Below are 11,644 nucleotides of genomic sequence, written 5' to 3'. Positions count from 1 at the left end.
CGCTTTCCTTTCCGGCTCAATGCCAGGCAACGGGATGCGTCACTTCCTCGTCACGCTCAATGGAGAGTGGTGAGGAACTCCTTGTCGTCGCGAATGGTGCTGTTGGACTGCACGTCCCGCAGGCTCGCGTCCAGTCGGAGCAGGTCGAGAGACAGATCCGACTCGTACTGCGACTTGTTTCGGGAGTAGTTCTGATACGCCTGTGAAAGGTTGTTCATGATGTTCATGAGAGGGCGCATCGTCACGTCAGAGGACTGGTAGTCCTTGGTGAGGCTGGTGCCGTCCGAAAGGGTCCACTGCATGTCCGAGATCTGCTGGCTCGTCGGATCCGAGCCCTCGTCACGCTTCTTGGTGAAGAACTGGGCGTAGCTCTGACCGGCCGGCACCAGGGCGTCGAGGTAGCCGTCGTAGACGTTGCCTGCACGCCAGTTGAGGTCGAAGCCACCCGGGACGACGTGCTTGGTCTGCAGCGCCAGCGTCGAGACGCCGTTCTTGGCCTCGGCTGCGGAGACGCCCGTGATCTTGTCGGTGGCAATTGAGACCGGAACGGTCGGCGGACGCAGGAACAAGCCGTCGATCTTCGTCGTCTGCAGGTCGGAGGTGTACGACTGAATCTGTGTCAGATTCGTGCGCATCTCGACGAGCTTCTGGTCCAGGGCATCCCTGGCCTTGGTCTCCTTCTTCTTGAGCGCGACCTCGTAGTAGGCCTGCGCCGGGTCGAAGGTCAGGGCGTTGAGCGCCGCGATCTTGTGAACCCCGGACGCGCCGGGGTTGAAGAAGACCCGCCACTGGTCGTACTTGGAGAAGGTCTCGTCGCCGGCCAGCTTGCCGCTGCTCTGCGTCTGCTTCGCTCTGGGCGTGGTGAGTTCGGCATTCGCACGGACCGTCAGGTTCAACACCTGACGATCGAAGGGCTGGTCGGCGTTCAGGAGGACCCCGACGTATCCGGTCGAGCCAAAGGCGTAGAAGGAGCCCTTGATCCCGCTGGTGCTGACCGACTCGCTGTTCAGCGAGGTGTCCGACCCGAGCAAGAACGCCCTGTAGTCCGCGGCGTTGTACGAGATCTGAGCGGTCGGACTGAAGTGCATCATCACGAGCGCCTTGTTGCCGCTCTCGTTGGTATAGACCCCGTCGACGGTGCCGTCGAGATTCGTCTTCGACGTCTTGAAGTCGCTGGTGTACAGAGCCGTCAGCGACAGCGAGTCATGCTCCGCCTGGTACGCCGAGGCCCCCGATGCGCTGATCACGATGGCGCCCGTGACCGCGAAGATGCCGAAGAACACCCCAAAACGCTCGATCGCGTGGTGCGAGTCGAGCTTGAACTTCCTACTGAAGGCCAGTGCTTTGTCCTTGATCCCCATGTTCTGCTCTCTTTCGTGCCTGCATCGTGCTGCGGGCCCGGATATGGCGAACCGGGCCGGAGGAGGACCTTGCACCTCAACCGACCCATTCGCTCGACACCTCTGTCCCCGGTCGTGTGCGCGGCCTGTGACGGCCTCTTACTTGGAAGGGCCGCTCAGGAAGTCGCTGAACTGATCGACGGTCTGGACGATCACCGTGCCGCCGCCGAGGTCCGTGATGGTCTGCTGGCCGCCGGAACCGACCGTCGAAATCAGCGCCCACCCGCCGGTGCCCAGGGCTCCGCCGGCGAGAATGAGGAGCGCGATCGTGCCCCAGCCCTGCTGCTGACCCGCGGACTGCGGGTTGGCCATCAGCTTCTTGAGAAAGAGCACACCGCCCCAGACCAGGCCGACGGCACCGAGCAGCATGAGCAGAGAGCCGCCCCAGAGCTGGATCTGGGACTTGGCATTCGCCAGGAAGCTGGTCAGGTCCCAGGCTGCATTCGGCAGGGAGGCCTGCGTGAGGACGGCTGCCTCGTAGATCTTCGTCATGGTTCTTTCCTCTCGCCTTTCGAATCATTCGGTGGCATGACAGTGAGTCACAAGGCAACAAGCGCAGCTCACTCACCCGGACGGGCGGTGATAGAAGATGAAGTGATCGATGGCATGCTGTCGACTCCCCCGCTTGCTCGTATACGTGCGCATCTGCAGTGACTAATCTACCTCATTCGAATGGTGGATCGCAGAGGTGCGCAAAAGGTCTATCGATAAAGAGTCGAAAGGTGTTCGGAAACGAGATGAATCGGCATCGTGGCGCGCGATCGCCGGACGGGGCGGATGCCTGTGGAATCCGCAGTGCGAGATGTGTAATGTGCCGCTCCAGCACTGCTGCCGACGCTGGTCTGCTCGATTTCGAGGCGGGCCACCCTCACGCACCCCGTCGATCGCGATCTTGACCAGGAAGTACCAAACCGTCATGAACCCACTGCCCGGGGACCTTTTCGCCCGCCGACTTCGTCAAGAACGCGAACGCCTCGGCATCAGCCAGGCAGAGCTGGCGCGCCGTATGGCCGCACTGCTCGGCACGAACGTTGACTCCACCGCCATCACACGCGTCGAGCAGCAGACCCGCGCGGTCAGGCTCGACGAGGCGGTCACCGCTGCCGAGGCTCTTGGGGTCCCTCTGATCACACTGGTCAGCGACAACTACGCCCGCGAGAACGAGGCTGAGATCCAGAACCAGCTCGCCGAGCTCGCCCTCGCCGAGCAGGAATGGGAGAGGCTGCGCCAGAAGATCCACCGGATCACTCAGACCATCCAGCAACTCTCCGCCGAGCGGGAGGCCTTCCTAGACGCCCGGATGCGTGATGCCCGCAACAAGTCGACCGGAGAGGTCGCAGGCCCAGACGCATGACGCTGTTGGGGGCGGCCCGGTTGAACTCCCGGTCTGCGGACGCACCTAAGCCTCTCTCATGAGCGTTCGCAATGTCAGACATCTCATCTTGTTTGGGTCTGATGCAGGTTTGGGTGACAGCTTCGGTCACGCGGCCTTGAGGCCCGGTGTGGTCATCACGGTTTCGAATTCGATGGGGGTCAGTCGGCCGAGTGCGGCTTGTCTGCGGCGTCGGTGATAGGTCCGCTCGATCCAGGTCACGATCGCAATCCGGAGTTCCTCGCGGGTGGTCCAGGTCCGGCGGTCGAGGACGTTCTTCTGCAGCAGGCTGAAGAAGGACTCCATGGCCGCGTTGTCGCCGGCCGCCCCGACTCTCCCTATCGAGCCGGCCATCCGGTAGCGGTCGAGTGCCCGAACGAATTTCCGGGAGCGGAACTGCGATCCGCGATCGCTGTGCAGGATGCATCCGTCGACCTGTTCGCGCCGGGCGGCGGCGTTGTCCAGGGCGGTCACGGCCAGGCGGGACTTCATCCGTGCATCGATGGAGTAGCCCACGATCCTGTTGCTGAAAACGTCCTTGATCGCGCAGAAGTACAACTTGCCTTCGCCGGTGGCGTGTTCGGTGATGTCGGCGAGCCACAGCCGGTTCGGCCCGTCCGCGGTGAAGTCGCGGCGGACCAGGTCGTCGTGCACCGGCGGTCCGGCCTTCTTGACTCTCCCGCGCTTCTTGCCGAACACGCTCCACCAGCGGTTGTCCCGGCAGATCCGCCACGCGGTGCGGTCCGCCATCCGGGCCCCGACACCACGGGCTTCATCGGCCAGGAAGCGGTAGCCGAATTCCGGGTCGTCGCGGTGGGCGTCGAACAGCGCGTTCGCGCGATACGACTCCTCCAGCACGGTGACGGTCACCGGCTTGTCGAGCCAGCGGTAGTAAGGCTGTCTGGCGAGCTTCAGGACCCGGCACGTGACCGCGACGGGCGTCCCGTCCGCGGCCAGCTCTTTCACGAGCGGGTAGATCCTTTTCCCGGTAGATGGGCCTGCGACAGATAGGCCGCTGCCCGGCGCAGGACCTCGTTCTCCTGCTCCAGCAGCTTGATCCGCCGCCGAGCCTCCCGCAGCTCCGCGCTGTCCTGGCTGGTCACTCCAGGCTTGGTCCCGTCATCGATATCCGCCCGGCGCATCCACTTCCACAACGTCATCGGATGGACCCCGAAGTCGGTGGCCACCTGCTCCACTGTCACACCCGGGCCGCGGTTCCTCGCGACCCGCACGACATCCTGGCGGAACTCTTCCGGATAAGGCTTGGGCACAACGACATCCTTCCCACCCGCCCCACAGGGCAAGCCAGTTCAGATGTCACCCGATCGTGCAGCAGACCCGCTTGTCGCTGGAGGGCGTCGGCGAGGCGGTTGTTGCGCACGAAGCGGGCCTGGACGGTCCGCACCTTGCCGGAAGCGCGGGTGATGGGGCTGGTGCCGGCGTAGTTCTTCCGTGCCTTCGCGGAGGCGTAGCGGGTGGGGTCGTCTTCGAACTCGGCGAGCACCCGGGTACCGGTGATCTCTGCGATGCCGGGTATCGACAGGTAGATCTCAGCGTCCGGGTGCGCGAGAAAATGGGCCTTCACCTGCGCTTCCATCGCCTCGATCTGCTCGTTGAGCGCGATCAGTATGCGGGCGTGCGCCACCACGGTGGCGGCGTAGGCGGCCGTGACCGGCTCGGGAAGGGCGAGCTGCCCCTTGCGCAGCGCCGTCTGGATCGTGTTGGCCTTCGCGTCCCGGTGATGGCGCCGGTGCCGGGCCAGCACGCTGGTGATCTGTGTGCGCGTCAGCTTCGCGCCTGCCTGCGGGGTCGGCGCCTTGATCAGCAGTTCCATCGCGTCGGTACTGGTCAAGGTCAGGTCGGCGTAGGCATGAAGGGCGGCAGGGTAGTACTCGCGCAGTGCGGAGCGCATGCGCTGGAAGGTGCGGGTGCGTTCCCAGATCAAGGTCTGGTGGGCGCGGGCGACGACCTTGACGGCCTGGGCCTGGTCGCTGTCCCCGGCAACCGGGCGGAGCTGGGCGTGGTCGATGCGGACCATGTCCGCGTGCGCGTGCGCGTCGCCCTTGTCGCCCTTCGCCCCCGAGGTCGCGTAGCGCTCCTTGAACCGGGCCGCCTGGCGCGGGTTGACCGCGTAGACCCGGTAGCCGGAAGCGGTCAGGGCCTGCACCCAGGCGCCGCGGTCAGTCTCGATCCCGACCGTCACCTGCGACGGCTCCAGATCCTCGCCGCCGTGGCGGGCAATGAGTTCGTGGAGCCTGGCGATGCCTTCCACACCCTCGGGCAGCCGGGTCGCGGCCAGCTTGCGGCCCGCATTGTCCTGTATCTCGACATCATGGTGGGTTTCGTCCCAGTCATCCCCGATCCACAACACTCGCCGTACTCCGTATCTCTGTCGTCGGTCATCTACGTGCAGCCTGCGGAAGACACGGCTCGCGCCCTAATGGATCCAGTGCTCACGCCCAAGAACCCGGCGGGCAACGCCATCTCATCGGCGGTCACGGCCTCCCGGCCGGCCAGCAGGGGCACGGTCTGACAACAGAGCTCGAACGGCTCTGGTGAAGGTAGTGCTCACCTGCTGGCGGCTACGGACCGCAGTCTCTCCTCCGGCCCGTATACGTCCCATTAGGTGAAGCCGAGTCACAACGCCACCGCGTGCCGAGTCGCCGGGAGGCTGGCCCGGTAGACGAGATCAGCCCCCGCCTCGCCAAGCTCTTCCAGGAGGGTGGATAGGGTCGCACCCATGGGAACAGACTGGGAGAGTATCCTCGGAGCAAGTGGCGCAGACCTCGCTGATGCATATGACGGAGTTGCCTCCGATGCCGTCTACGACGACGGAGACCCCGGGGATGGCAAGCCGGCGCTACCCTTCGATGAGGACTGACCCCGCGCTCGGGGGAACTTCAGACCGTCGAGACGCCTCACCGCTGATGACCACCGCCAACGGCGCCGCGGTGCCGTATTCGTGAGGCGTGCCGCCCCGTCATTCGACCCACGCTGGGTCATCGATGATCTCTTGGGGGTTCTCAATGTCGGCGCGGCGCAGGATCTCGTCGAGATCGGTATCCGAGTAGGCCAGGCCGAGGTTCTGATCGCGCGCCGTGACTCGCCGCTGGCAAGCGGACGGCTGCGCGGCGCCGCGAGCCTCGGTGAGGCAAGCTTGTCGCTTGAGGTCCGTATTCGAGTCTCTCTGTCTCATTGCATGCGTGAATTTCGCTCTGTGTCACTAGAGTCTCAGTCCCGAGTGGTACCAAAAAGCGGAAAGGTGCTGGTCAGGGTTGGCATGGCCAGCTTTGCGCTCTTGACGCGAAAAGGATCCGCAGGTCCGGGTTATGGGTAACGGGATGAAGAATTGGGACGTAGAGGTGTAGCGTTTCAGTGCTCTTATGCTGACTGGGTATAGCCCTGCTATCTTGCTGTCATGGAACCGACACGCCAACCCCTCGGGGACGCCACACGCCATGTGGGGCGCACCGTCCGTGGCCTGCGGAAGCGCCAGGGCATCAGCACCATGGCCATGGCGGAACGCCTCTCCGCGCTCGGGCGCCGCATCTCGCAATCAGGCGTGACGCGCCTGGAGACCGATCAACGACGCATCGACGTGGATGACTTGACCGCCCTGGCGGCTGTCCTCGGAGTCCGGCCCGCCTCCCTGCTGCCGTCCGGCGGCGCGCTGGAGGGCCCTGACGTAAATGCCACGTGAACGGCCACTCTTGCGACTCCTACGAGATCGCGGGTCCCGGCCCGCGCGTCTGCAATGACTGCGGCCACACCGAGGAACTGGAGGACTGACCATGCCCGAAGTGAAGAAGCTCCCGCCGGACTCGAAGGGGCGTGTCCGCTACCGCGCCGTGGTGGACATCGGCCGTGATCCCGCCACGGGCAAGCGCAAGCAGGTCACAGTGACCAAGCCGACCGCCAAGGAGGTCAAGGCCGAGGTAGCGCGGATGACCCACCAGCGCGACACCGCCACCCTAATAATGCCGAACAAGGCCACCGTGTCGGAGTGGACCACCGAGTGGTTCGCCAAGAAGGCCGAGGACATCGAAGAGACCACGGCGTACAACTACGCGTCGCTGCTGAAGCACATCCACAAACACCTCGGGGCTATACGGCTTCAGGAACTCACCGAGTCCAACGTGGAGGGGTTCCGGGACACTCTGCTGACCACGGCGCGCAGGCGCGGCGGCACGGCTGGGACCGGCCTGCACCCGAAGACCGTCACCGAGGTGCTGAACCGCCTGCGGGAGATCCTTCAGCGGGCGCTGATCAGGAAGCTCGTGCACGCCAACGTGGCGCAGTACGTGGTGGTCACGAAGAAGGCCAGGGCGGCGGGCCGCAAGCAGTACCCGCGCCTCGTGCCGTGGGCCGTCCCCGAGGTCCACCAGTTCGTAGCAGGCCTTGAGGGCGACCGCCTGTATGCGCCCCTGCTGCTCTCTCTAATGGGCCTGCGCCCTGCGGAGGTCTGCGGCTTGCGGTGGTCGGAGGACGTGGACCTGAAGGCCGGCACACTCGCCATCGCGAACACGCGGACGATGATCGCCAACAACTCGTCGCGCGTGATCGAGAAAGACACGAAGACCGAGGCAGGGGCACGGATCCTGCCGCTGCCGAAGCGCGCGGCCGACGCGCTGAAGAAGCTCTGCGCCACACAGGCGAAGGAGCGCCTGGTGGCGGGGGAGGCGTACACGGAAAGCGGCTATGTCTTCGCGGACGAACTGGGGGTGGCGCTCACCCCGAAGGACCTGCGAGAGTCCGCCTACGAGGTCATGAAGCGGCTCGAACTCCGGCGGGTGCGGCTGTACGACGCCCGCCACTCGTGCATGACGTTCCTGAGCTCCCAAGGCGTCCCGGATCACGTCCTTGCGGCTTGGGCAGGGCACACGTCGGCGGACTTCACCCGCCGCCGCTACGTCCACATGAGCCCCGAGGATCTTCAGCCCGCAGCAGACGCGTGGGACGGCTTGCACGGTGGCGCGTGAGAAATTGTGAGATCTGAGTAGCCGCAGAGCGGCTCACAGGGCCTCTGAACTGGCGCTCTCTCCTGAAACGTAGTTGGTGTCGAACCACTTGGTCATCTCCAGCGGCGCGACGTCCTGGGTGCCGCGCGCCATGGCGAAGTAGCCGTCCAGGGCGTCGGCGCCGACCGCCGCGCGGTGCCGCTCGGGGACCGCGCCGACCATGACGCTGGTGTCCAGGACGTGGTCGTAGTACGAGAAGTCACCGGACGGCACTTCGTGGAGCCCGGCGTCGGCCAGCTGCCGCCAGTGCGCACGGCGCAGGGTGCGGGCGGTCTCCGCCAGGGCGTCGGCGGTGACCTTGCCCTTCCAGTAGCCCTCGACGGCCTTCTTCAGTTCCCGGTGCTGTCCCTGGCGGGGGTAGCCGTACACGGTGCCCCGTGCTGCCGCGGCTGCGCACTTCGCTGTCACGGAACTCTCCTTCGCGAGATGTCTCGTTGGCGTCCCGGAGACGGAACGAGAGCGCGAAGGTACGACCGACCGGACGGACCACGCCGCGGTGTCGCCGCGGGTGCCGCTCGATGAGGTACGCCGACCCGCCCACGAGGTCACCGGGATGGCCGCACACGATCGGTCGCGTGCGGGCAACGGGCAGGTCTTCGGACTCGCGGGCGCGTCCCGTGCGTACGAGACATCTACTGGCCGTCGCTTCCCAGACCCGGCCGGGCCCAGTGCGTATGACGGCGTTCGTTCCCACTCACCGCTGCGGGGCAGTCCCGGATTCCCACCGGGTTCCCTCTTACGACGCTCCCGCCTGGCGGACGGGGCGAACCAGCTGCACCCGTCACCCTAGAGGGACAACCCGCGGGCGCACACCCCCGACCGGATGGCGGACGGTGCGAGGGGACGGCCCGTCCCGCGGCCGGGCGGCTCGGCGGGGCCCTCGCGGCGGCAGGGGAGGCCGGGCCGTGCCGGGGAGTGACGGCCTACTTGGGTACGGTCGAGGCGACGTCGTCGAGCGTGGAGTCCTTGACCAGTCCGGTGTCCTCCAGGACGTCCATGTGGTCCTGGACCGTGTTGTTGGCCTGCGTGGCCAGGCGCCGGATCAGGGTGTTCTTGGTGGTGGCGCGGACTTCGCCGATGGTGATGAAGATCTTGCCGTGCGAGGCCCGCAGCAGGTCCACGAAGAGCTGGTCGAAGTCGCGGCCCTTGGCCTTCTTCAGCTGCTCGACCCAGCCCTGCTGTTCGGCGCTGGCCTGGTCGGGGATCGGCACGCTCAGCGCCGCGGAGTCCTCGCGGTCGAGCTCGTCGAGCTTGCTGTGCCCCTCCAGTAGATGCATGCCGGCGCGCTTGATGGCCTCGCTCGACGCATGGGTCTGGGCGAGGCGGCCGGCCGGCATCTCCCACAGCCCGGCCTGCCGGACCTTGGTGAGGAAGACCTTGTCCAGCGCCGTGAGCGGACCCGTGTCGCCGCCGCCCTCGGCGGCCGCCGGACCGGAGTTCGCGGCCGGGAGGTTGGCGGACACCGACGCGTCGGCGGAGCCGTTGCGCTGGGAGAACCACACGGACACGCCGGCGATGACCGCCACGAGAGCGACCGTCAGGACGAGCACCCTGCCACGGCCGCGCGCGGGCGACTGCTGCCGGGGATTTCGGGCGTGAGACTTCATCATGCCTCCTGGAGTGCGCGACAATTCGCCTGCGGGCGCTGTGGCGCAACGGAATGCTGGGGCATGAGCCACGCTAATCATTGCATCAGGCAAATGAATCGATTGAGCGAGGGTGCGCAAAAGCGGGTGGCATGCGACGGGCATCCGATACGATCCCGCCCCCCTCGAACCTGTCGACGTCCGCGCGAACCTGTCGAGGTGCGCGCGGCAGGTGAAACCGCCCTTTATGGCTCGTCCTGATACGTCATGCCTGACGCGTTGTGCGCGCTTTGCCGCATACCGTGATCGTCGAGCGATACGTCGAGCGATACATCGAGGGACGGATCGAGCGGTGGGCCTGGCGGCCGAGGACACGGCGAAGGGATCGGTATGGAGTCCAGCAGCCACGGGGGGAGGGGCGGTCGGCGCCGTCCGTCGTTGCCGGAAGGGCCGCCGCCCGGCCCCACACGTCCCGGGTTCTGGCGCAGTCCGCTGCGGGGACCGTGGCTGACGTCGGTGTTCGGGCTGATCCTGCTCGTCGGCATCAGCGTGCTGTTCGTGACCGGGCTGCTGTCCTACGCCTCCTACAACCCCGATCTCGCCCCGGGCAACGACCAGACCCCGCAGAAGGGCTGGCTGGGCTTCTACCTCTTCTCCTGGCCGACCCACCCCTACTGGCTCTACCGCTTCACCCAGGGCGTCCACGTCACGCTGGGGGTGGTACTGATCCCGGTGCTGCTCGCGAAGCTCTGGTCGGTCATCCCGAAGCTGTTCTCCTGGCCGCCGGTGCGTTCGGTGAGTCAGGCGCTGGAGCGGATTTCGCTGCTGCTTCTGGTCGGCGGCGCGCTCTTCGAATTCGTCACCGGTGTCCTCAACATCCAGCTGCATTACATTTTTCCCGGCTCCTTCTACACCCTGCACTTCTACGGCGCATGGGTGTTCATCGGCGCCTTCGTCGTGCACCTCGCCTTTCGCCTCACCACGATGGCCAGGGCGCTGGGCAGCCGCAGCTGGCGCACCGAACTCCGTACCCCGGCGGCCCGCACACGGAGCGAACCGCCCGACGACACCGGGCTGGTGACCCCCGACCCCGCGCCGCCGACGATGTCGCGGCGCGGCGCGCTCGGCACGGTCGGGGCGGGTTCGCTGGCGCTGCTGGCGGTCACGGCCGGTCAGAGCATCGGTGGTCCGCTGCGCCGCACCGCGCTCCTCGCGCCGCACGGCCAGGAGCCCGGCAGCGGCCCCAACGGCTTCCAGATCAACAAGACCGCCGCCGCCGTGGGCATCCGCGCCGCCGACATCGGTCCCGGCTGGCGGCTCGTCGTCCGGGGCGGGGGCCGGGAGCGCACCCTCACCCGCGCGCAGCTGCTGGCGCTGCCGCAGCACTCCGCGGCGCTGCCCATCGCCTGCGTCGAGGGCTGGTCGACGGAGGACCAGCACTGGAGCGGTGTGCGGCTGTCCGAGCTGGCCGCCCTGGTCGGCCTGCGGGGGAGCCCGCCCGGCGTGTTCGTGGAGTCCGCGCAGCGCACCGGCTCGTTCCGCTCGACCCACCTGCGTGACAACCAGGTCCGCGACCCCAGGTCGCTGCTCGCGCTGCGGGTCAACGGCGCGGCGCTCTCCCGCGACCACGGCTTTCCCGCCCGCGTCATCGTTCCCGCCAACCCCGGGGTGCACAACACCAAGTGGGTCACGCGCCTCACCTTCGGGGCGCCCGGGGCGACCGGGGCCGCGGGGATGCCCGGGGCCGCCGGAGCCCCCGGAGCGGCATCGTGAACGCGTTCCGTGCCCGCTACGGCGCCTCCGCCGTCCACCTCCTCCTGGTGCTGTGCTCGTTCGCGCTGGCCGGGTACGCGGGAGTCCGGCTCCTCCAGGGCGACACCCTGGGCGTCGCCCTCTGGTTCGTCGGCGCCGCGCTCCTGCACGATCTGGTCCTGCTCCCGCTGTACACGCTCACCGACCGGCTGCTGCAACTCCTCTTCCGCGGCGGCCGAAAGACTGCCCGGCGCCCCGGCGGCACCGTCGGCGAGCGGATCAACTACCTCCGGGTCCCGGCCTTCGTGTCGCTGCTGCTGCTCGTGGTCTGGTACCCCCTCATCCTGCAGCGGGTGCCGGGCTACACCCGCTACACGGCCCTGCCTGCCGGGGTGTTCTGGTCCCGCTGGCTGCTGCTCACCGCCGGCCTCTTCGCGCTCTCCGCCCTGTGCCTGCTGGCCGCCGTGTGGCGCGCCCACAGGTCTGCCGCGAACGCCCCCGATCCCGCATAGGGCC

12 protein-coding genes, 1 pseudogene and 1 riboswitch are annotated in these 11,644 nt (G+C 67.0%); of the genes and pseudogenes, 6 read left to right on the top strand and 7 right to left on the bottom strand.

Translation table 11 applies throughout. The annotated features are described in order from the left end of the window. Window positions 1-56: 56 nt before the first annotated feature. Window positions 57-1,283, bottom strand: a complete 1,227-nt coding sequence (locus ACQP17_RS04705; protein WP_433855078.1) for a hypothetical protein — start codon at window positions 1,281-1,283, stop codon at window positions 57-59. A gap of 216 nt (window positions 1,284-1,499) precedes the next feature. Beyond that, window positions 1,500-1,892: a hypothetical protein gene (locus tag ACQP17_RS04700; RefSeq protein WP_433855077.1), complete on the bottom strand. Its 393-nt coding sequence runs from the start codon at window positions 1,890-1,892 to the stop codon at window positions 1,500-1,502. A 424-nt stretch (window positions 1,893-2,316) separates the two neighbouring features. On the opposite strand from ACQP17_RS04700, the gene ACQP17_RS04695 reads away from it, so the two are divergent. Further along, window positions 2,317-2,754, top strand: coding sequence for a helix-turn-helix domain-containing protein (locus ACQP17_RS04695; protein WP_433855076.1), 438 nt, complete (start codon window positions 2,317-2,319; stop codon window positions 2,752-2,754). A 126-nt stretch (window positions 2,755-2,880) separates the two neighbouring features. Here the strand turns inward: ACQP17_RS04695 and ACQP17_RS04690 are convergent. Together ACQP17_RS04690 and ACQP17_RS04685 are read right to left on the bottom strand one after the other, a co-directional pair. Further along, window positions 2,881-4,043, bottom strand: a protein-coding gene (locus ACQP17_RS04690; RefSeq protein ID WP_433855075.1) for an IS3 family transposase whose coding sequence is annotated in 2 segments (ribosomal slippage) — window positions 2,881-3,756 and window positions 3,759-4,043 — 1,161 coding nt in all. Because the reading frame shifts where the segments join, the coding sequence is not laid out codon by codon here. After that, window positions 3,971-5,143 (bottom strand): IS110 family transposase, encoded by a 1,173-nt coding sequence (locus ACQP17_RS04685; protein ID WP_433855074.1) that lies wholly within the window; start codon window positions 5,141-5,143, stop codon window positions 3,971-3,973. The genes ACQP17_RS04690 and ACQP17_RS04685 overlap by 73 nt, the downstream gene beginning before the upstream one ends. A 369-nt stretch (window positions 5,144-5,512) precedes the next feature. Here ACQP17_RS04685 and ACQP17_RS04680 point away from each other — a divergent pair, with 369 nt between their 5' ends. After that, complete coding sequence (locus ACQP17_RS04680) at window positions 5,513-5,653, top strand: hypothetical protein (RefSeq protein WP_433855073.1); 141 nt, start codon at window positions 5,513-5,515, stop codon at window positions 5,651-5,653. A gap of 99 nt (window positions 5,654-5,752) precedes the next feature. Here the strand turns inward: ACQP17_RS04680 and ACQP17_RS04675 are convergent, their stop codons facing one another. Continuing rightward, window positions 5,753-5,968 carry a hypothetical protein gene (locus tag ACQP17_RS04675; protein ID WP_433855072.1) on the bottom strand — a complete coding sequence of 72 codons (216 nt, stop codon included), beginning with the start codon at window positions 5,966-5,968 and terminating at the stop codon, window positions 5,753-5,755. Between the two features lie 222 nt (window positions 5,969-6,190). On the opposite strand from ACQP17_RS04675, the gene ACQP17_RS04670 reads away from it, so the two are divergent. Then, window positions 6,191-6,472 carry a helix-turn-helix domain-containing protein gene (locus tag ACQP17_RS04670; protein WP_433855071.1) on the top strand — a complete coding sequence of 94 codons (282 nt, stop codon included), beginning with the start codon at window positions 6,191-6,193 and terminating at the stop codon, window positions 6,470-6,472. 91 nt (window positions 6,473-6,563) lie between these two features. Continuing rightward, window positions 6,564-7,751: a site-specific integrase gene (locus ACQP17_RS04665; protein ID WP_433855070.1), complete on the top strand. Its 1,188-nt coding sequence runs from the start codon at window positions 6,564-6,566 to the stop codon at window positions 7,749-7,751. A 69-nt stretch (window positions 7,752-7,820) separates the two neighbouring features. Here the strand turns inward: ACQP17_RS04665 and ACQP17_RS04660 are convergent. Together ACQP17_RS04660 and ACQP17_RS04655 are read right to left on the bottom strand one after the other, a co-directional pair. Continuing rightward, window positions 7,821-8,198, bottom strand: a pseudogene (locus ACQP17_RS04660) (5-methyltetrahydropteroyltriglutamate--homocysteine S-methyltransferase); the annotation flags it as partial. A 162-nt stretch (window positions 8,199-8,360) separates the two neighbouring features. Beyond that, a riboswitch (cobalamin riboswitch) is annotated at window positions 8,361-8,587 on the bottom strand. Between the two features lie 126 nt (window positions 8,588-8,713). Beyond that, the gene (locus tag ACQP17_RS04655) at window positions 8,714-9,400 is read right to left on the bottom strand and encodes a DUF4142 domain-containing protein (RefSeq protein WP_433855069.1); all 687 of its coding nucleotides are present in this window, start codon (window positions 9,398-9,400) and stop codon (window positions 8,714-8,716) included. Window positions 9,401-9,766: 366 nt separating this feature from the next. On the opposite strand from ACQP17_RS04655, the gene ACQP17_RS04650 reads away from it, so the two are divergent. Then, window positions 9,767-11,149 (top strand): molybdopterin-dependent oxidoreductase, encoded by a 1,383-nt coding sequence (locus ACQP17_RS04650; protein WP_433855068.1) that lies wholly within the window; start codon window positions 9,767-9,769, stop codon window positions 11,147-11,149. After that, complete coding sequence (locus tag ACQP17_RS04645) at window positions 11,146-11,640, top strand: hypothetical protein (RefSeq protein ID WP_433855067.1); 495 nt, start codon at window positions 11,146-11,148, stop codon at window positions 11,638-11,640. Before ACQP17_RS04650 ends, ACQP17_RS04645 begins: the two co-directional genes overlap by 4 nt. The last annotated feature ends 4 nt before the right edge of the window (window positions 11,641-11,644 follow it).

Source organism: Streptomyces kronopolitis, from assembly GCF_050953795.1.
Classification (GTDB): domain Bacteria; phylum Actinomycetota; class Actinomycetes; order Streptomycetales; family Streptomycetaceae; genus Streptomyces; species Streptomyces kronopolitis_A.
Note: the sequence above shows the minus strand (reverse complement) of the source record. Positions and strands in the feature narration are given on the sequence as shown.

Coding starts and splice junctions, on each gene's coding strand:
- ACQP17_RS04700 (WP_433855077.1), bottom strand. CDS start 1,892: ATGACGAAGATCTACGAGGCAGCCGTCCTCACGCAGGCCTCCCTGCCG.
- ACQP17_RS04695 (WP_433855076.1), top strand. CDS start 2,317: ATGAACCCACTGCCCGGGGACCTTTTCGCCCGCCGACTTCGTCAAGAA.
- ACQP17_RS04680 (WP_433855073.1), top strand. CDS start 5,513: ATGGGAACAGACTGGGAGAGTATCCTCGGAGCAAGTGGCGCAGACCTC.
- ACQP17_RS04675 (WP_433855072.1), bottom strand. CDS start 5,968: ATGAGACAGAGAGACTCGAATACGGACCTCAAGCGACAAGCTTGCCTC.
- ACQP17_RS04670 (WP_433855071.1), top strand. CDS start 6,191: ATGGAACCGACACGCCAACCCCTCGGGGACGCCACACGCCATGTGGGG.
- ACQP17_RS04665 (WP_433855070.1), top strand. CDS start 6,564: ATGCCCGAAGTGAAGAAGCTCCCGCCGGACTCGAAGGGGCGTGTCCGC.
- ACQP17_RS04655 (WP_433855069.1), bottom strand. CDS start 9,400: ATGATGAAGTCTCACGCCCGAAATCCCCGGCAGCAGTCGCCCGCGCGC.
- ACQP17_RS04650 (WP_433855068.1), top strand. CDS start 9,767: ATGGAGTCCAGCAGCCACGGGGGGAGGGGCGGTCGGCGCCGTCCGTCG.